The following is an 18,276-nucleotide window of genomic DNA, read 5'->3' as shown; positions in this document are numbered from 1 at the left end:
AGAAGACGGAGATTTCGATGACTTACGTATTCGATCCGGCGCCGCTCGCCGCCGTGCCGGTCGCCGGCAGCGACGCGCGCTTCCCGGTGCGCCGCATCTACTGTGTTGGCCGCAATTACGAGGCACATGCGCGCGAGATGGGCCACGATCCGAACCGCGAACCGCCATTCTTCTTCGCCAAGCCCGCCGATGCGGTGCTGTACGTCGCGCCCGGCGCCACGGCCGACTTCCCGTATCCGGATCAATCGCAGAACGTGCACTTCGAGATGGAACTTGTCGCGGCGATCGGCAAGGGCGGCAAGAACATTCCTGTCGAAAGCGCGCTTGATCATGTGTTCGGCTACGCGCTCGGCCTCGACATGACGCGCCGCGATCTGCAGGCCGAAGCGAAGAAACTCGGCCGCCCGTGGGACACGGCGAAGGGTTTCGACCACTCGGCGCCTATCGGCCCGATTCATCCGGTCGCGCAGGTGGGGCAGATCGCGAAGGGCGCGATCTGGCTGGAAGTGAACGGAGAAGAAAAACAACGCTCGGATATTTCGCAGCTGATCTGGCCGGTAGCCGACACGATCGCGTTTCTTTCGACGCTGTTCGAGTTGAAGGCCGGCGATTTGATCTACACGGGAACACCGGAAGGCGTAGGCGCGGTGAAGCGCGGCGACGTGATGACGGGCGGCGTGGACGGCCTGGGCGAATTTGCCGTGCGCGTGGTCTAAAAATACCCAGCAAGGAGCGTGAGAGGAGCATGAAGCTTTACAGCTATTTCCGCAGTTCGGCGTCGTATCGCGTGCGTATCGCGCTGAATCTGAAGAATCTGCCCTACGAGTATGTGCCGGTGCATCTGGTGCGCGAGGGCGGCGAACAACTGAAGCCCGAGTACCGCAAGATCAATCCCGACGCGATCGTGCCGACGCTCATCGACGACGAGAACCACGCGATCCAGCAGTCGCTCGCGATCATCGAGTACCTTGAGGAGACACATCCCGAGCCGCCCCTGCTGCCGAAGTCGCCCGCCGACCGCGCGCATGTGCGCTCGCTGGCGCTTCAGGTCGCGTGCGAAATCCATCCGCTCGACAATCTGCGCGTGCTGAAGTACCTCAAGCACACGCTGGGCGTGGACGAGGCGGCCAAGGACGCGTGGTATCGCCACTGGATCGAAAGCGGCTTCGCGACGCTGGAGGAGCGGCTTGCGAACGACCCGCGTACCGGCAAGCTCTGCTTTGGCGACACGCCGACGCTTGCGGATCTGTGCCTCGTGCCGCAGGTGTTCAACGCGAACCGCTTCAAGATCGACACGATGCGCTATCCGACGATCCAGCGCATCTGCGACTACGCGGCGCAACTGGATGCCTTCGCGCGCGCGGCGCCGGGCGCGCAGCCTGACGCGGAATAAGCTGTAATTCGCGTGAGATCGATGTAAAAAGGGCGCCGTTCGCGAGAACGGCGCCCTTACTTTTGAGCAATGCGGATTAGTTGCCGAGCAACGCGTCCGCGAATTCCTCAGCGACGAACGGTTGCAGATCCTCGACCTTCTCGCCCACGCCGATGAAATACACCGGCACCGGACGCTGACGTGCGATCGCCGCCAGAATGCCGCCCTTGGCCGTGCCGTCGAGCTTGGTGACGATCAGACCCGTGAGGCCCAGCGCGTCGTCGAAAACCTTCACCTGGGTCAGTGCGTTCTGGCCCGTGTTGGCGTCGATCACTAGCAGCACTTCGTGCGGCGCGCCGTCGAAGGCCTTGCCGATCACGCGCTTGACCTTCTTCAGTTCGTCCATCAGGTGCAACTGCGTCGGCAGACGGCCGGCGGTGTCGGCCATCACCACGTTGATGCCGCGTGCGCGGGCCGCGTTCACGGCGTCGAAAATCACCGCGGCCGGGTCGCCGCTTTCCTGCTGCACGACCGTCACGTTGTTGCGCTCGCCCCAGATCGTCAACTGCTCGCGCGCGGCGGCGCGGAAGGTGTCGCCGGCGGCCAGCAGTACGCTCTGGTCGAAGCTCTGCAGATGCTTGGCGAGCTTGCCGATGCTGGTGGTCTTGCCCGCGCCGTTGACGCCCGCGATCATCATCACAAGCGGTTGCGCGCGGCCCAGCATGAGCGAGCGCTCCAGCGGCTGGAGCAGGTCGATCAGCAACTGGCGCAGCGCGGTTTTGACCTGTTGCGCTTCGGTCAGGCGCTCGGCGCGCACTTTCTGGCGCAGCGCCTCAAGCAGATATTCGGTGGCGTCCACGCCGGCGTCGGACATCAGCAGCGCGGTTTCGAGCTCTTCATAGAGATCGTCGTCGATCTTCGCGTTGACGAAGATGCTCTGGATGTTCGAACCCGTTTTCGACAGGCCCGAACGCAGGCGCGACAGCCAGGACTGCTTGGCGCTCGCGTCGGGGACGGGCGGCGGGACGATTTCGACGGTATCGAATTCGACTTCGTCACGGGTGTCGGCTTCGTCTGCCTGCGGCGCGGCGGTGCGTACCGGTGCGTCCGGCTCGACGGTTGCTGCGGGCGCGTGCGGCGTTTCGAGCGCCTCATTGGCGTCGTGCGCTTCGTCCTGCGCGGCGTCGGCGGCGTCGTTCCCGGCGCCCTTCGAGCCCCGGAGTCGTTTGAAGAAACTGAACATGATCTGGTGTGGTGGGGTGGCGTTGCGGGTCTGACCGAGGCACGGTCATCGACGTCGAAGATGCGGGCAACGCTCAGAAAACACAGCATTTTATCAGGCGGCCCCGGGCGCGTCGCAGCGGCGCTCGCGAAGCGTGCGCCGCTCGTCGGGCATTCAAGGCGCGAGCGGCGCTGCGGTGTTCGCGTTGCCCTGTGGTAACGTTCGCGCAAAGGCGCAAACGCGCGCCGAAATGCACGCGTCGCACTCATCGCACTCATTCATTCAGTACACACCGCATGGCCCGTTCATCTTCCCCGCGCCCACAAGGCGCCCGCCCGGCACACGGTGCGAAACCCGCAGCGAAATCCGCTGCCGGTGGTGCACACACGATCCGCATCATCGGCGGCGACTGGAAGCGCACGCCGCTGCCGGTGCTCAACCTCGACGGCCTGCGCCCCACGCCCGATCGCGTGCGCGAGACGCTGTTCAACTGGCTCGGCCAGAGTCTGGACGGCCTGCGCTGTCTGGATCTGTTCGCAGGTAGCGGCGCGCTTGGCTTCGAGGCCGCTTCGCGTGGCGCCGCGCGCGTCGTGATGGTCGAGCGCAGCGCGAAAGCGGTCGCGCAATTGCGCGCCAACCAGACGCGCCTGGGCGCGCGCATGATCGAAATCGCCGAAGCCGACGCGCTGCGCCTCGCCGCGAACCTCGCGCCCGGCTCGTTCGACGTGGTGTTTCTCGATCCGCCGTTTGGCGATGAGGCGCTGCTCGCACGCTCGCTCGAACTGGCCGCGGCGCTCGTCGCGCCCGATGGCTGGCTGTACGTGGAATCCGGCGAAGCGGTGGATCCGGCCACGCAGCCCGCGCTGGCAGGCTGGAGCGTGGTGCGCGAGGGCAAGGCCGGGGCCGTTCGCTATCATTTGCTGCAGCGCGAAAATGAGGAATAATGCGCGTTCGATAACGAAGCACTCGGGCGTCATCCGGCGTCACGCAGGCACTCGCGCATGCCGTAACCAGGCGTGGCAATGCGCCCCATTTCTGTTGAGAGGAGAAGCCTCATGGTAGTCGCCGTGTACCCCGGTACGTTCGATCCGCTCACGCGCGGTCACGAAGATCTCGTGCGGCGCGCATCGAGCATTTTCGACACGCTGGTGGTCGGCGTGGCCGACAGTCGCAACAAGAAGCCGTTCTTCACGCTCGACGAACGGCTCGAAATTGCCCACGAGGTGCTCGGTCATTATCCGAACGTGCAGGTGATGAGTTTCAAGGGGCTGCTAAAGGATTTTGTGCGCAGCAACAACGCGCGCGTCATAGTGCGCGGCCTGCGTGCGGTCTCGGATTTCGAGTACGAGTTTCAGATGGCGGGCATGAACCGCTACTTGCTGCCGGACGTCGAGACCATGTTCATGACGCCGTCGGATCAATACCAGTTCATCTCGGGCACGATCGTTCGCGAAATTGCCCAGTTGGGCGGCGATGTCAGCAAGTTCGTGTTTCCTTCGGTGGAAAAGCGCCTGCAGGACAAGGTTTCGGCGCTCAACAGCGCAGCGAAGCCCTGACGCTTTCGCGGGTCGGCAGACGCGGGACCGCAGGGCTATAATGTATTGTTTTTGAAGGGAAAAGCGAGAGAAGTATGGCCCTGATGATTACCGACGAGTGCATCAATTGCGACGTCTGCGAGCCGGAGTGCCCGAACGACGCGATCTCGATGGGCCCGGAAATCTACGTGATCGACCCGAACAAGTGCACGGAGTGCGTCGGCCATTTCGACGAGCCGCAGTGCATCCAGGTGTGTCCGGTGGAGTGCATCCCGAAGAATCCCGAGCACCTCGAATCGCAAGAGCAACTGATGCAGAAGTACGAGACGCTGACGGCGGCGAAGAACGCCTGATAGCAGCGGTACTGCAAACGAAAAACGCGCCCGAGGGCGCGTTTTTTTATGGCCTCACGCGAATCAAGCTCACCGTCAGCCGACGATCGCCTTGAGCGCGGTGACGAGCGTGTCGCATTCCGCGTCGGTGCCGATCGAGATGCGCAGATGCTGGTTGATGCGCGGCGCGTTGAAGTGGCGCACGAAGATTTCCTGTGCGCGCAGCTTCGCGGAAATGTCCGCCGCGTCGTACGCCGGATGCTTCGCGAACACGAAGTTGGCCGCCGAAGGCACGACTTCGAAGCCCAGCGCTTCAAGTGCCGCCGTCAGGCGCGTGCGGCTGGCGATCACGCGCGCGCAGGTCGCTTCGAAATAGTCGACATCGAGGTACGCGGCGGCGGCCGCAGCCTGCGCGAGACGGTCGAGCGGATACGAGTTGAAGCTGTCCTTCACGCGGTTGAGCGCCTGGATCAGATCGGCGTGGCCGAATGCGAAGCCCACGCGCATGCCCGCGAGCGAGCGCGACTTCGAGGTCGTATGCACGACCAGCAGGTTCGGATAGCGGTCGATCAGCGCAATGGCCGACTGCGCGCCGAAATCCACATACGCTTCGTCGACGATCACGACCGAATCCGGATTGCCCGCGATCAGGCGCTCGACTTCCGCAAGCGGCAGCACGTGGCCGGTGGGGGCGTTCGGGTTCGGGAAGATCACGCCGCCGTTCGGAGTGTTCTGCGCGAGGTAGTCGTCCACGCGGATCTCGAAGCGCTCGTCGAGCGGCACCGTGTTGAACTCGACTTCGTACAGACGCGCGTAGGTCGGATAGAAGCTGTAGCTGATATCGGGGAAGAGAATCGGCTTGTCGTGCTTGAGCAGCGCCTGGAAGGCGTGCGCGAGTACTTCGTCGGAACCGTTGCCCACGAACACCTGATCCGGGCGCAGGCCGTGATGCGCGGCCACCGTGGCGCGCAGGGCCTTGGCGAGTGGATCGGGGTAGCGGCGCAGCGATTCGCCGGAGCCGTCGGCTCCCGCCAGTTCCGCACGGATCGCGTCGAGTACGCGCGGCGAGGGCGGGTAAGGGTTCTCGTTGGTGTTCAGTTTCACCGGATGCGCGAGCGCCGGCTGTTCGCCGGGCACATAGGGCACGAGACGGTGGACGATGTCACTCCAGAAACGACTCAAGACGCTCTCCTTGCTTCGATATCACCTGCGGCGCGCGGCCGCCTGGCTGGCCGTGCCGCGCGCGGAAATCAGCCGTTGCGATGCAGCAGCATCACGGCGCGTTCGGTTTCGCCCTTCACGAAGGTGGGCATGATGGCGAGCGCGCGCTCGATCGACGCGTCGATCACGTCCTGCTCTTCGCGGCGCGGCGGCTTGAGCACGAAGTTCGCCACGTCCGGCTTGGCGCCGGCGCGTGCGCCTTCGGGAATCAGGTCGCGCGGATGGCCGATGCCGATGCGCAAACGCCAGTAATTCTGCGTCGACAGATGCGCGGAAATGTCTTTCAGGCCGTTGTGGCCGCCGCTGCCGCCGCCGAGCTTGAGCTTGACGGTGCCGGGCGACAGATCGAGTTCGTCATGCGCAACGAGAATCTCGTCGGGCAGGATCTTGAAGAAGTTCGCGAGCGCGACAACTGATTGGCCCGAGCGGTTCATGTACGTCTGCGGTTCGAGCAGATGGACTTCCTCGCCGTAGAGGCGCGCCTTCGCGTAGTGGCCGTGGAAGCGGCGCTCGTCGCGCAGAGTGGTGCCGGCTTCGCGCGCGAGCTGGTCCACGAGCCAGAAGCCCGCGTTGTGGCGCGTCGCCGTGTATTCGGCGCCCGGATTGCCGAGCCCGACGATCAACCTGATCATGTGTGGTGTTCCGCCTGCATTAATCGCTAACCAATCCGCAAGTGTACGGAAGAGTCGGCGAAAGACTCGAAAAGCGTGCGAAAAAAAACCCGCCGGGCAGAACCGCGGCGGGTCACGTCGTTCCGTTTTATTCAAACGGATCGAGAGGATCGGCTGTTGCCGGCAGCTTACTCGGCTGCAGCTTCGCCTTCAGCAGCGGCTTGCGCGCCAGCCGGAACCGGTGCCGAAGCGACGACCGGGTTTTCGGCTTCAACGTGCTGAACCAGCGTCACGCCTGCGGGCAGGGTGATGTCCTTGGCGTGCAGCGATTGGCCGGCTTCGATCTTCGCGAGGTCGACTTCGAGGAACTCAGGCAGTGCCGACGGCAGGCACTCGATTTCGATTTCGTTGATGACGTGCGAGATCACCGCGCCCGACTGCTTCACTGCCGGGTTGGTTTCCTGGTTCATGAAGTGCAGCGGCACCTTGGTGTGCAGCTTCTTCTTCGCGTCGACACGTTGGAAGTCCACGTGCAGCACGAGCTGACGGAACGGGTGGTATTGCACGTCGCGCAGCAGAACCTGTTGCGACTTGCCTGCCACTTCGAGCTCGAGGATCGACGAGTGGAAGGCTTCTTTCTTCAGGGCGTGCCACAGCGCGTTGTGATCGACTTCGATCAGTTGCGGCTCAGCGCCGACACCGTAAACGATGCCAGGGGTCTTGCCAGCGATGCGCAGGCGGCGGCTCGCACCCGTACCTTGCAGGTTACGCTCGAAAGCGATGACTTTCATGGTGTTCTCTTTTTTCAATGCACTGCCCGCGACCAGGCAGTAAATAAAACGGGGTCCTTACGGCAATTTATTTGCCAGAAGGCCCCCGACGATACAGCGCAGACCTTCGTCCGCCTGCGCTGATTACACACAAGGCGCGGCATCCTTGCGAATGCCGCGCCTTGTGCGCGAATCTCTTTAGCTTTCCGCGAACAGCGACATCACCGAGTCGCCGCGACGGATACGCGAGAACGTTTCTGCCAGCAGACCGGCGCTCGTGAGCGAGCGGATCTTCGGGCACGCGCGGGCTTCTGCACCCAGCGGGATCGTGTCGGTCACGACCAGTTCGTCCAGAGCGGAAGCGGCAATACGCTCGCCTGCGCCACCCGAGAGAACCGGGTGCGTGGCGTAAGCGAAGACCTGCTTCGCGCCGCGTTCCTTCAGCACTTGCGCTGCCTTGCAGAGCGTGCCGGCGGTGTCGACCATGTCGTCCATGATCACGCAGGTGCGGCCTTCGACTTCACCGATGATGTTCATCACTTCGGCGACGTTCGCCTTCGGACGACGCTTGTCGATGATCGCGAGATCGCAGCCGAGTTGCTTGGCGAGCGCACGGGCGCGCACCACGCCGCCAACGTCCGGCGAAACGACCAGCAGGTTCTCGTAGTTCTGCTTGCGCAGATCGCCGAGCAGCACGGGCGTAGCGTAGATGTTGTCGACGGGAATATCGAAGAAGCCCTGGATCTGGTCAGCGTGCAGATCCATCGTAATGATCCGCTCGACGCCCGCGATTTCCAGCATGTTCGCAATGACCTTCGCCGAGATGGCGACGCGCGCCGAACGGGGGCGGCGGTCTTGACGGGCATAGCCGAAATAGGGGATGGCTGCGGTGATCCGGCCGGCTGATGCGCGCTTGAGCGCATCGACCATGATCATCAGTTCCATCAGGTTGTCGTTGGTCGGTGCGCAAGTCGACTGAAGGACGAAGACGTCCTTACCGCGCACGTTTTCCTGGATTTCGACCTGGATTTCACCGTCGGAGAAGCGGCTAACCATAGCCTTACCGAGGGGAATACCGAGGATCTTGACGACTTCCTGTGCAAGCGCGGGATTGGCGTTGCCAGTAAAAACCATCAGGCCGTCATGGCTGCTCATCATGCACCTGCTGCGGACTTTGGGGGGCGAGAGGAACTACTTGGGCGAACTACTTTGGAATTTTTGGCAGGGGAGGAAGGACTCGAACCCTCGCATGCCGGAATCAAAATCCGGTGCCTTAACCAACTTGGCGACTCCCCTACACTCAACTTCGTGCCTGACTGACCGGCAGAGCGATCAACCACGCAAAACTATGACGCGAAAGCGAAGAGTGGATGCTTATCCAGACTCGAGGTGACGGCACTTCGCCAGTTCGGTTGCTCCGCAAGCAGTTTGGCCTGAGCCGCATCTGCTTCGTTCCGACTGGTGAATGCTGCGAAAACGCTTGCACCCGATCCGGTCATCCGCGCCGGCGCGACACTGTTTGAAACATCTTCAAACCATCGCAGCACCTGCGCTACTTCCGCGTATTTTCCTGCGACAACCGCTTGCATATCGTTATGACCGAAACTATCTGGCCATCCCTGCTGCGTTGCTTGCTGTGCAAGAAAGAATGCTATTGTGCAGTGCTGTGTGTCCCTTGTCAACAGCTTTTCTGAAAAAATCTCAGCGGTAGGGACATGAGCCTGCGGCGTCACCACCAGAAAGTGGCGCGCCGGCAATTCTACTGCTTGCAGCGCTTCGCCAACACCCTCGGCAAATGCATTTTTCCCGAACACAAAGAAGGGCACATCCGCGCCCAGTTTGAGCGCCAGCGCCTGCAGTTCTTCGCGCTTCAGATTGAGCTTCCACAGGCGGTTGAGCGCGAGCAGCGTGGTCGCCGCGTCCGAGCTGCCGCCGCCCAGACCGGCGCCCATCGGAAGGCGCTTTTCGATATCGATCTCCACGCCTTCCTGCGTGCCGGTATGTTGCTTGAGCAACGTTGCGGCGCGCACGGTGAGATCGTGTTCGGCGGGAACGCCGTCGACTTCGGTCGTGCGCGTGATGCGGCCATCCTGGCGACGCGTGAAATGCAGCGTGTCGCCCCAGTCGAGCAACTGGAACACCGTCTGCAGATTGTGATAGCCATCGGGCCGGCGGCCCGTGATGTGGAGGAAGAGATTGAGTTTCGCGGGCGCGAGGCAGCCGCGCAGCGAGTCTTGAGTTTCGGTCATGTTGCGTGGCGCCCGGCGGGGCGTTCGTCGATGCCGGCGCCGCATGAGCGCGAACGGAATGCGACGCGCGCCGGGCGCTATCCCTTGATTGCTGGGTTACTGGTCGAGCACGAGCTTGATCTGCAGCGGCGGATCTTCGCGCGTGAGGTTCACGCGTTTGACGCCGGTGGCCGGCGCGTCCGCGTAAGCGAGATAGTCGATATCCCAGCCGTCCTGCTCGATCTTCGAGAGGCGCTGCGGATTTTGCGGGTCGAACGTCGTCTTGGCGCGCGAGTCCGGCGCCGCCGACGGTTGCAGCCAGTAGCGCAGCCCTTCGACCGGCAGTGCGAAGCCCATCGCCTGCTGCATCAGCGTATTGACGTTGTCGGCGGTGAGCGGCGGCTTGTTCGGCAGTTCGAGCGTGGCCTGGCCCGGCGCCGATGTCACGATGGCGAGCGTCTGCCCGAGCGGATTGAGCAGTTGCAGCGTCACGGCCGAGTCGGTCTGGCGCAGATCGAAATTGCCGTAGGCGTTGCGCTGCTGGCCGTTCTGGTCGTTGTACTGGATCGAGAAGCGGCCGTGATACGCGCGACTCGTCTGTGTGGTCAGCGAGGTCGTGGCGCGCGCGGTGGACGGCTCGTGCGGCGTCTGCGTCGCGCAGCCCGCGAGTGCGAGCAGCGCGGCGGCCGCCACGCCCAGCGCCGGACGCCGGATAAGGCGAGCGGCCAGCGTTTGGGCGCGATTTTGCGAGCGGTTCGGCAAGTGAAGTTCAGCCATCAGATATCGATCAAAGATCGTTGACCTGGAAACGCTTGAGCGTCTTCAGGAGCGTGTCGTTGTCGGGTTCGAGCTTGCGCGCTTCGCGCCAGGCATCGCGCGCGCCGTTCTGGTCGCCGTTCTTCCACAGCACTTCGCCCAGATGCGCGCCGATTTCCGCGTTCGGCTGCAGGCTGTAGGCCTTGCGCAGCAGCTTGATGGCATCGGCGTTGTCGCCCATGCGGTACTTGACCCAGCCCACGCTGTCCATGATGAACGCGTCGTCCGGTGCGAGCGACGAGGCCTTTTCGACCAGCCTGTCTGCTTCCGGCAGGCGCTGGTTGCGGTCTGCAAGCGAATAGCCGAGGGCGTTATAGGCCTGCGGATTGTCCGGTTGCGTTTTGATCAGCTTGCGCAGCTGCGCTTCCATGATTTCGTAATGGCCGTTCTTTTCGGCGGCCATCGAGTAGTCATAGGTGAGGTCGGGGTCGTCGGGGAAATCGGCGGTGGCCTTGGCCAGACGCGCTTCCGCTTCCGGGTAGCGCTTCGCGTCGAACAGGATTGCGGCGTCCGTGCGGGCGATCAGCGCCTGGTCGCGCGGGTCGTCGCTCTGGATGCTGGCCAGTTGACGGCGTGCATCGTCGATCTTGCCCTGACGGTCGAGCATCTGTGCGCGCGTGATCTGTGCGGGCACGTACTGCTGGCTACTCGGGCCGATCTTGCTGAGCCAGGCCTGTGCGCCTGCATCGTCTTTCTGCTCGACCGCAAGTTGCGCGAGGTAGATGTAGGCCTGGCCGGCGTCCGCGCCCGGCGTCTTTTCGGCCTGTTGCGCGTACAACTGCAGATACTTCTTCGCGTCGTCGTACTTCTTCTGCTGCACGTCGATGAGCGAGAGCGCCATCAGCGGCATCAGGTCTTTCGCATCGTTCTTGTGCAGGATCTCGAACTGCTTCTGCGCGTCGTCCAGACGATCGGAAGCCAGATAGGTCTGCGCAAGCGCGAGACGTCCGTCACGCGACTTCGGATTGGCCTGCACGAATTTTTCGATCGCGGCGATGCCTTCCTTGCGCTCTTCCGGGCCCATTTGCGCCAGCATCAGCGCGGCGGGCAGGAAGTCGGGCTTGATCGCCAGCGCCTGTTCGAAGGACTTGCGCGCGCCGGGCACATCGTCGGCCAGCAGTTGCTGACGGCCGATTGCGAGCTGCGCCTCGGGGCGGTTCATGTCGTTGGAGAGCAGCGACTTGAGCACGTCGAGGCCGCCCGAGCGGTTCGGGCCGCGCGAGAGCAGGAGTTGCAGCGAGAGGATTGCCTGGCCGCGGCTGTCGGCGGGCACGCGGGCCAGTTCGCGCGCGAGCAGCGGCTGCGCGTCGGCGGGCTTGCCGCCGAGCACGAGCAGCGACGCGTCGAGCTGGGCCGCGCGCTCCGAATCGGGCGCGTACTGCTGCCAAAGCTGTACGGCGGTCAGCGCGTCAGTCGGGCTTTGCGCGGCGAGGGCGATCTCGGTCGCACGCTGCGCCATGCGCGGATCGTGCGTATCGCGCGCAAGCGCGAGATAGGTCTGATAGGCGGGCGCCGGCTGGTCGCGTTGCAACGCGACTTCGGCGGCGAGCACCTGGAAGACGATCTGGCTGGAGAGCGCGACGTTCGGCAGATCCTTCTGCTCGTCCGCGCTCGCGGGGCCGAAGGCGTCCGGCATCGTGACGGAGGTGTCGTCCGTGTCGGGGGACGGATCCTGCGCGTACGCGCTCGAAGTGGTCAATGCCCAGGCCGCAAGAACGGCGGCGCCAAGCAGGCGACGGGGTCCGAACGCACGCAGTGCCGAGGTGTTGCCCATACGCGGCGCTGCTCCAGGCAGGCGCTTCGCAAACAGCTTTACGAAAGACAGTTCCATGGAATTCCGTCGAATGTTTCGGTCGATTGTAACGCGCTGGCTACAATACGCGCACGACGATGACGCAAGTTGCAGACCAGCCCCGGGTCGTTCACTCATCGTACCCGGATCGTCCCCCAATCGTTTCAGTTCAAACTCAGCAGCCGCCAGTCATGCCAGAACTGCCAGAAGTCGAAGTCACCCGCAGAGGCATCGAGCCATGGGTCGCGGGCCGCCGTGTCGAGCGCGTGGACGTGCGCAATGCGTCGCTGCGCTGGCCTGTGCCCGCTACGCTCGCCCGTACGCTACGTGGTCGCACGATTCGTTCCGTGGGCCGGCGCGGCAAATATCTGCTGTTCGAAGTCGATGAGGGCTGGTTCATCGTGCATCTTGGCATGACTGGGACCTTGCGGGTGTTACGTAATTTTCCAAAGCCGCCGGCCGCCGAAAAGCACGATCACGTTGACTGGCTGTTCGACGATTTCACGCTGCGCTATCGCGATCCGCGCCGCTTTGGCGCCGTGCTCTGGCACCCGCGTGAAGCCGGCGACGTGCTCGGCCATCCGCTGCTCGCGGGTCTGGGGATCGAGCCGTTCACGCCCGCGTTCGACGGCGCGCTGCTGTTTCGCGAGACGCGCGGGCGCAAGGTCGCCGTCAAGCAGGCGCTGCTCGCGGGCGATATCGTGGTGGGCGTTGGCAATATCTACGCGTCGGAAAGTCTTTTTCGCGCGGGTATCCGGCCGACCACACCGGCGGGCCGCGTTTCGCTGGCGCGCTATGAGTTGCTCGCGGACGCCGTGCGCGCGGTGCTCGCCTCGGCGATCGAGAAGGGCGGCAGCACCTTGCGCGACTTCGTCGGCAGCAACGGCGAGAGCGGCTATTTCCAGCTCGAATATTTTGTCTACGACCGCGCGGGCCAGCCTTGCCGCGTCTGCGGCACGCCGATCAAACAGATCGTGCAGGGCCAGCGTTCCACCTATTTCTGTCCGCGCTGCCAGCGCTGACGGGCAAGCTTCTTCATGTATCTCTCGACCGCATCCAACGACACGCTCACGAGCGCCGCGCGCCAGGCCGCGCTCAAAGCCACCTATTCCGTGCAACTGCTGGCGAGCTTCGCGCCGCGCCTGATCGCCTGGCAGCGCGAGCATGGCCGCCACGATCTGCCCTGGCAGAACACGCGCGACGCCTACCGCATCTGGCTATCGGAAATCATGCTGCAGCAGACGCAGGTGTCCACCGTGATTCCGTACTACGCGCGTTTTCTCGAACGCTTTCCGACTGTCGAGGCGCTCGCAACCGCGCCCGTCGATGATGTGATGGCACTGTGGGCGGGCCTCGGTTACTACACGCGCGCACGCAATCTGTATCGCTGCGCGCAGGTGGTCACCGAGCAGCACGGCGGCCAGTTTCCGTGCTCGGTCGAAGGACTCGCGGAACTGCCCGGCATCGGCCGCTCGACGGCGGCGGCGATTGCGTCGTTCGCGTTTGGCGCGCGCGAGACGATTTTGGACGGCAACGTGAAGCGCGTGCTTGCGCGTGTGTTCGGCGTAGAAGGCTTTCCCGGCGAAAAACGCGTGGAAAACGGCATGTGGACGCTTGCGGAATCGCTGGTGCCGGACGCATCGGCAACGGACGCCGACGTCAGCGCCTACACGCAAGGCCTGATGGACCTGGGCGCGACGCTCTGCACGCGTGGCAAGCCCGACTGCGAGCGTTGCCCGTTCGCCGACGATTGCGTCGCGAAGACGACCAACCGTCAGCGCCAGTTGCCCGCTTCGCGCCCGAAAAAGGCCGTGCCGACGCGGCGCACGTGGATGCTCGTGCTGATGGACGGTGACGCGGTGATGCTGGAAAAGCGCCCGCCTTCGGGCATCTGGGGCGGCCTGTGGAGCCTGCCCGAAGCTGCCGATGAAGCGGCACTCGCGGCGCGCGCCGAAGGTTTTGGCGCCGATGTGTCCACGGTGTCGGCGCTTGCACCGCTGGCGCATACCTTCACGCACTTCAAGCTCGACATCGAGCCGCGCGTGGTTGAGCTCGGGCGCAAGGGCGCGTTGGTGGCGCAGGAGGCCGATACGGTCTGGGTGCCGCTGCGCGAGATCGACGCGTACGGCGTGCCGGCGCCCGTGCGCAAGCTGCTCGACGGTATGCGCGGGTCGCTGATCTGACGCGTGTTTAATGCGGCCGCGTCAGAGCAACTGATGCTGCTGCATGTAGTGATGGACGATGTCGATACGCGCGCCGGCGTCGTTCAGCTCCATGAGCTTTTGACGCGCGCGCATCGCGATCGGCAGTACTTCCGCGAGGCGATTCGAGACCCAGGTGGGATCGTCGAAGCGGAACGGCTCCGCGAAAGGGACGCTGGCCGCATCGCGCTCGCGGATCGTCGCAATGATCCGCTCAAGCACTTCGGCACATGCGCCGAATCGCGCCAACGGCTCGCTGCCTTCTAGCGGAATGTCGTCGGGCAGCGGCTCGGCCATGCCGACCAGCAAACCGTCGGGCTGCGTGCGATGCGACAGCAGCCTGAAGCGCCGCGTGCCCTGCGCGCGGATCAGCAGCATGCCGAAGGCTTCCACATCGCATTGATCGATTTCGGCGAGACAGCCGATGGCTTCGGGTACTGAGGGATCGTCGGGTTGCGCGACTTCGCCGCCGCTCTTGAGCAGGCACACGCCGAACGGCGTCTTTTCGCGCAGACATTCGCGCGCCATGTCCAGATAACGCGCTTCGAAGATCTTCAGCGGCAACAGGCCGCCGGGGAAGAGCACCGTATGCAGCGGAAAGAGCGGCAAATCGGCGAGCACGGCAGGAGTCGAGGACATGGCGCAACGCTTTCGGTTAAGGCCGCGCGCACGCGGCACGTTAGGCGATCAGCCGGGACGATTCTCCAACGTCGAGGGGTGCATCGCGATGACGCACGATCACGTTCGACTCGCCCGCAAAGCGCGTGGCGAGTGTCTGGGCGATAAAGACCGAGCGATGCTGGCCGCCGGTGCAGCCAATCGCGACGGTCAGATAGCTGCGGTTATCGGCGCGAAAATGCGGCAGCCACTTGGCCACGAACGCATAGACGTCGTCGATCATTTCATGCACGGCCGGCTGCGCCTTGAGAAAGTCGATCACGGGCTGATCCAGGCCGGTGAGCGGACGCAGGCGGGCGTCGTAATGCGGATTGGGCAGTGTGCGCACGTCGAACACGAGGTCCGCGTCGAGCGGCACGCCGCGCTTGAAGCCGAACGATTCGAAGGTGAGCATCAGCGAGCCGCGCTCGCCTTCGACGAATACCTTGACCCACTGGCGCAGCGCGTTGGAACTCAGATTGCTGGTATCGACCTGATGGCCGAATTCGGCGAGATTGGCGACCAGTTCGCGCTCGTGCTCGATCGCCTCTTCCAGCGACTTGAGCATGCCGACGTTGGCGTCGTGCGCGGCCGAGCCTGACAGCGGATGGCGGCGGCGCGTTTCCGAGAAGCGCTGGATCAGCGACTGGGTGCTGGCGTTGAGGAACAGCACGCGCACGTCGTGTTCGGGCGCGAGACCGCGGATCATCTCCGGCATGTCTTCGAACGAGGAACTCGAGCGCGCATCGATCGCAACCGCGAGACGCTCGTAACCGTCTTCGGAGAGATATTTCGCGAGTTGTGGCAGAAAACGCGGCGGCAGATTGTCGACGCAAAAGTAGCCGACGTCTTCGAGCGCGTTCAGCGCCACTGACTTGCCGGAACCCGAGATGCCGGTGATCAGGATGATACGCATGGGAAAGTCGATGAACCCGATTGGGTCATCATAGCATCCGATCTGCGCCCTCGCGATGACAGGAGGGCGCAGCGCCGCGCATTGCCGCGACTCTGGATCGGCTTAGATCAGCTTGCCGGGGAACTGGCTGTCGGGGTCCTGCATGGCCAGGCGCTGGCGGTCCATGAAGTCGCGCAGCGTGTCGATGCCGCGCAGTTGCAGGATCGTGTTGCGCACGGCGGCTTCGACCAGTACCGCCAGGTTGCGGCCCGCCGCCACCTGGATGGTGACCTTGCTGATGGGCAGGCCCAGCACGTCGACGGTCTGGCTTTCCAGCGGCAGGCGCTGGAATTCGCCGTCGGGGCGGCGCACCAGTTGCACGATGAGCTTGAGCTTCATCTTCCGGCGCACAGCCGTTTCACCGAAGATCGTCTTGATGTCGAGCAGCCCGAGGCCGCGTACTTCCAGCAGATTTTGCAGCAGCGGCGGGCAGCGCCCTTCGACGAAATCGGGGCCGAGGCGCACGAAATCCACCGCATCATCGGCGACCAGACCGTGGCCGCGGCTGATCAGTTCGAGGCCGAGTTCGCTCTTGCCCAGACCCGAATCGCCCGTGAGCAGCACGCCCATGCCGAGGATGTCGAGGAACACGCCGTGCAGCGTCGCGCGCGGCGCGAGGATGCGCGACATGTAGAGCCGCAGGCTGTCAATGACCGTGGCCGCCGACATCGGCGTGGTGAAAAGCGGCGTGGACGAGCGCGTGCAGCGCAGGACCAGTTCGGGCGGCGCGGTCATGCCGTCCGCGACGACGAGGAAGGGCGGCTCCAGCGCGATGAGTTCGGCCATGTGGCGCGAGCGGTCTTCGTCGGTTTGACGCTGGTAGTAGTGCACCTCGGCGTCGCCGAGCACCTGAATGCGGTTCGGGTGAATCAGGTTCAAGTGGCCGACGAGGTCGGCGCTGGCCGTGGCCGTAGCGACCGTTTCGGCCGAAAAGCCGCGTTCCCAGCCTTCGTGCCCCGTCAGCCAGCTGAGCTTCAGCGTGGTGGCGTTGTCGTCGAAGATGCTTTGGGCGTTGATGCTGGACGTGTCCATGAGTCGGTGACTCCGCAGTGACTCGCTTGACTACTTCTTCAGTACTTCCACCGTATTAACGGTTACCGGTCTTGCCTGGTTGTCCCGTGTTTTCACCGATGAGCCGTGCACGCGCACAGGTACACGCAGCGCTCGCCGGGCATCGAGCCAGGCGGAGGCGCTCATGCGCATGCACGCACTACATCAAGGTTGCCACTGGGTGAGCAGGCGATGCAACGTCTCGCGATCCTCTTCCGTATGCAGGCGCTCGCGCGTTTCGCGATCCGACAGCAGTTGGGCGATCTCGGACAGAATTTCAAGATGCTGCTGCGTGGCCTGTTCGGGCACGAGCAGAAAGATGAGGAGCGAGACGGGCTGGCCGTCCGGCGCTTCGAAGGCGATCGGTTCGGCAAGACGCACGAAAGCGGCGAGCGGCTGCTTCAGGCCCTTGATGCGGCCGTGCGGAATCGCCACGCCCTCACCGAGACCGGTGGAGCCGAGGCGCTCGCGCGCGAACAGATTGTCGGTAACCGTGCTGCGGGCAATGCCGTTCTGGTTTTCGAAGATCAGGCCAGCTTGTTCGAAGACGCGTTTCTTGCTGGTAACGGACAGGCCGACGACGACGTTCTCGATGGGAAGTATTTTGGCTAAACGATTCATGTTGGCAGGCGAAAACGTGGCCTGAAATGCTCCTCACCCCGGCAAACGATGCGAAGGATGCGCGAGGCATACATGCCTTTGCGCACCTGACGATACGTGCGCGGCCGGCGCCTTGTGTGGCACAACCTGCGCGGAGCCGGGACCGTGGGGACGTGTTACCCCGAAAGCGACCAGTCCATTATAGATCAAGCGTACTGGCCGATGGTGCGATGCGCCAGGCATTGGCGCAACCATTGTTGCGCGGTTGCACCTGAGCGCACCGTTCGATGCCGAACGCGCGTAGAGAGCTTCCATTAAAAAAGCCGCCCTGCGGGCGGCTGCGCTGGTGCGTTGGCTCAGGCATTCGAATCAAGCTTGAATCGGGGCCGCATCTGGATTTCATCCGGCCTGCGGCTCCGCAACGCTATTGCACCAACATCTTCATCGCATCATTGCGGCGGTAGTTCGATCTGAACCTGCGGCTGATGCTTGAGCGCTTCGTGCTGATGTCCCTGCACGCGGTCCTTGTGACGCACGACCTGGCGATCGAGCTTGTCGACCACGAGATCGATGGCGGCATACATGTCGCCATTGCAGCTCTCAACGAAGATGTCCTTGCCTTTCAGATGAAGGTTCACTTCAACCTTCTGTCTCTTGTCCTTTTCCTTGTGGTTGTCGACCGAGAGGACCACATTGCCATCGATGACCTGATCGAAATGCCTTAGCACCCTGTCCAGTTTGGTGATCACATATTCTCGCAACGCTGGCGTTACTTCGAGATGGTGTCCACTGATCTTCAGATTCATAGTGCTTCTCCAGGCTGATGGCCGCGTGACGCGTGAAGCGCGGCTGTGCCGGTCGACTGACTTGCCGATGCGTGCGGCTCCCCGAAAGGCCTGCTACGAACGACTAGC

20 protein-coding genes and 1 tRNA gene are annotated in these 18,276 nt (G+C 63.6%); 7 read left to right on the top strand and 14 right to left on the bottom strand.

From position 1 onward, the window contains the following. Nucleotides 1-17 precede the first annotated feature (17 nt). Together VG320_RS13505 and maiA are read left to right on the top strand one after the other, a co-directional pair. Nucleotides 18-716, top strand: a complete 699-nt coding sequence (locus tag VG320_RS13505) for a fumarylacetoacetate hydrolase family protein (protein WP_327200607.1) — start codon at nt 18-20, stop codon at nt 714-716. A 29-nt stretch (nt 717-745) separates the two neighbouring features. After that, complete coding sequence (gene maiA / locus VG320_RS13500; protein WP_327200606.1) at nt 746-1,393, top strand: maleylacetoacetate isomerase; 648 nt, start codon at nt 746-748, stop codon at nt 1,391-1,393. A gap of 76 nt (nt 1,394-1,469) precedes the next feature. On the opposite strand, the gene ftsY is transcribed toward maiA, so the two are convergent. Continuing rightward, nucleotides 1,470-2,615, bottom strand: coding sequence for a signal recognition particle-docking protein FtsY (gene ftsY, locus VG320_RS13495; protein WP_327200605.1), 1,146 nt, complete (start codon nt 2,613-2,615; stop codon nt 1,470-1,472). 275 nt (nt 2,616-2,890) lie between these two features. On the opposite strand from ftsY, the gene rsmD reads away from it, so the two are divergent. The 3 genes from rsmD to VG320_RS13480 all read left to right on the top strand — a co-directional run bounded on the left by rsmD (nt 2,891) and on the right by VG320_RS13480 (nt 4,482). Continuing rightward, complete coding sequence (gene rsmD / locus VG320_RS13490) at nt 2,891-3,538, top strand: 16S rRNA (guanine(966)-N(2))-methyltransferase RsmD (RefSeq protein WP_327200604.1); 648 nt, start codon at nt 2,891-2,893, stop codon at nt 3,536-3,538. A 111-nt stretch (nt 3,539-3,649) separates the two neighbouring features. Continuing rightward, the gene (gene coaD / locus VG320_RS13485) at nt 3,650-4,150 is read left to right on the top strand and encodes a pantetheine-phosphate adenylyltransferase (RefSeq protein WP_103702413.1); all 501 of its coding nucleotides are present in this window, start codon (nt 3,650-3,652) and stop codon (nt 4,148-4,150) included. 74 nt (nt 4,151-4,224) lie between these two features. After that, a complete protein-coding gene (locus VG320_RS13480) occupies nt 4,225-4,482 on the top strand; it encodes a YfhL family 4Fe-4S dicluster ferredoxin (protein ID WP_167067368.1) in 258 nt (85 codons plus the stop codon). 75 nt (nt 4,483-4,557) lie between these two features. On the opposite strand, the gene hisC is transcribed toward VG320_RS13480, so the two are convergent. The 8 genes from hisC to VG320_RS13440 form a co-directional block, all read right to left on the bottom strand. Then, nucleotides 4,558-5,643, bottom strand: a complete 1,086-nt coding sequence (gene hisC / locus VG320_RS13475) for a histidinol-phosphate transaminase (protein WP_327200603.1) — start codon at nt 5,641-5,643, stop codon at nt 4,558-4,560. Between the two features lie 68 nt (nt 5,644-5,711). Further along, nucleotides 5,712-6,314, bottom strand: coding sequence for an aminoacyl-tRNA hydrolase (gene pth, locus VG320_RS13470; protein ID WP_327200602.1), 603 nt, complete (start codon nt 6,312-6,314; stop codon nt 5,712-5,714). Between the two features lie 167 nt (nt 6,315-6,481). Continuing rightward, the gene (locus VG320_RS13465) at nt 6,482-7,084 is read right to left on the bottom strand and encodes a 50S ribosomal protein L25/general stress protein Ctc (RefSeq protein ID WP_327200601.1); all 603 of its coding nucleotides are present in this window, start codon (nt 7,082-7,084) and stop codon (nt 6,482-6,484) included. A gap of 177 nt (nt 7,085-7,261) precedes the next feature. Then, the gene (locus tag VG320_RS13460) at nt 7,262-8,218 is read right to left on the bottom strand and encodes a ribose-phosphate pyrophosphokinase (protein ID WP_103702403.1); all 957 of its coding nucleotides are present in this window, start codon (nt 8,216-8,218) and stop codon (nt 7,262-7,264) included. A 64-nt stretch (nt 8,219-8,282) separates the two neighbouring features. Beyond that, nucleotides 8,283-8,359 (bottom strand) — tRNA-Gln (locus VG320_RS13455). Nucleotides 8,360-8,409: 50 nt separating this feature from the next. Beyond that, nucleotides 8,410-9,312 (bottom strand): 4-(cytidine 5'-diphospho)-2-C-methyl-D-erythritol kinase, encoded by a 903-nt coding sequence (ispE, locus tag VG320_RS13450; protein WP_327200600.1) that lies wholly within the window; start codon nt 9,310-9,312, stop codon nt 8,410-8,412. Between the two features lie 96 nt (nt 9,313-9,408). Next, on the bottom strand, nt 9,409-10,068 hold the full coding sequence (lolB, locus tag VG320_RS13445) for a lipoprotein insertase outer membrane protein LolB (RefSeq protein ID WP_327200599.1): 660 nt from the start codon (nt 10,066-10,068) through the stop codon (nt 9,409-9,411). 10 nt (nt 10,069-10,078) lie between these two features. After that, nucleotides 10,079-11,938, bottom strand: coding sequence for a tetratricopeptide repeat protein (locus VG320_RS13440; protein ID WP_327200598.1), 1,860 nt, complete (start codon nt 11,936-11,938; stop codon nt 10,079-10,081). Nucleotides 11,939-12,090: 152 nt separating this feature from the next. On the opposite strand from VG320_RS13440, the gene mutM reads away from it, so the two are divergent. Both mutM and mutY read left to right on the top strand, forming a co-directional pair. Further along, nucleotides 12,091-12,921: a bifunctional DNA-formamidopyrimidine glycosylase/DNA-(apurinic or apyrimidinic site) lyase gene (mutM, locus tag VG320_RS13435; RefSeq protein ID WP_327200596.1), complete on the top strand. Its 831-nt coding sequence runs from the start codon at nt 12,091-12,093 to the stop codon at nt 12,919-12,921. 15 nt (nt 12,922-12,936) lie between these two features. Then, nucleotides 12,937-14,082, top strand: a complete 1,146-nt coding sequence (gene mutY, locus VG320_RS13430; protein WP_414696032.1) for an A/G-specific adenine glycosylase — start codon at nt 12,937-12,939, stop codon at nt 14,080-14,082. A gap of 21 nt (nt 14,083-14,103) precedes the next feature. Here mutY and VG320_RS13425 read toward each other — a convergent pair whose 3' ends face one another. From VG320_RS13425 to hpf, 5 genes are all read right to left on the bottom strand, one after another. After that, nucleotides 14,104-14,739: an LON peptidase substrate-binding domain-containing protein gene (locus VG320_RS13425; protein ID WP_327200595.1), complete on the bottom strand. Its 636-nt coding sequence runs from the start codon at nt 14,737-14,739 to the stop codon at nt 14,104-14,106. 40 nt (nt 14,740-14,779) lie between these two features. Continuing rightward, nucleotides 14,780-15,673: an RNase adapter RapZ gene (gene rapZ / locus VG320_RS13420; protein ID WP_327200594.1), complete on the bottom strand. Its 894-nt coding sequence runs from the start codon at nt 15,671-15,673 to the stop codon at nt 14,780-14,782. Nucleotides 15,674-15,775: 102 nt separating this feature from the next. After that, complete coding sequence (gene hprK / locus VG320_RS13415; protein ID WP_027815678.1) at nt 15,776-16,744, bottom strand: HPr(Ser) kinase/phosphatase; 969 nt, start codon at nt 16,742-16,744, stop codon at nt 15,776-15,778. 183 nt (nt 16,745-16,927) lie between these two features. Further along, the gene (ptsN, locus tag VG320_RS13410; protein ID WP_027815677.1) at nt 16,928-17,383 is read right to left on the bottom strand and encodes a PTS IIA-like nitrogen regulatory protein PtsN; all 456 of its coding nucleotides are present in this window, start codon (nt 17,381-17,383) and stop codon (nt 16,928-16,930) included. Between the two features lie 428 nt (nt 17,384-17,811). Further along, nucleotides 17,812-18,168 (bottom strand): ribosome hibernation-promoting factor, HPF/YfiA family, encoded by a 357-nt coding sequence (gene hpf, locus VG320_RS13405; RefSeq protein ID WP_027815676.1) that lies wholly within the window; start codon nt 18,166-18,168, stop codon nt 17,812-17,814. Between the last annotated feature and the right edge of the window lie 108 nt (nt 18,169-18,276).

Source organism: Paraburkholderia sp. (assembly GCF_035948235.1).
In the GTDB taxonomy this organism is placed as follows: domain Bacteria; phylum Pseudomonadota; class Gammaproteobacteria; order Burkholderiales; family Burkholderiaceae; genus Paraburkholderia.
Note: the sequence above shows the minus strand (reverse complement) of the source record. Positions and strands in the feature narration are given on the sequence as shown.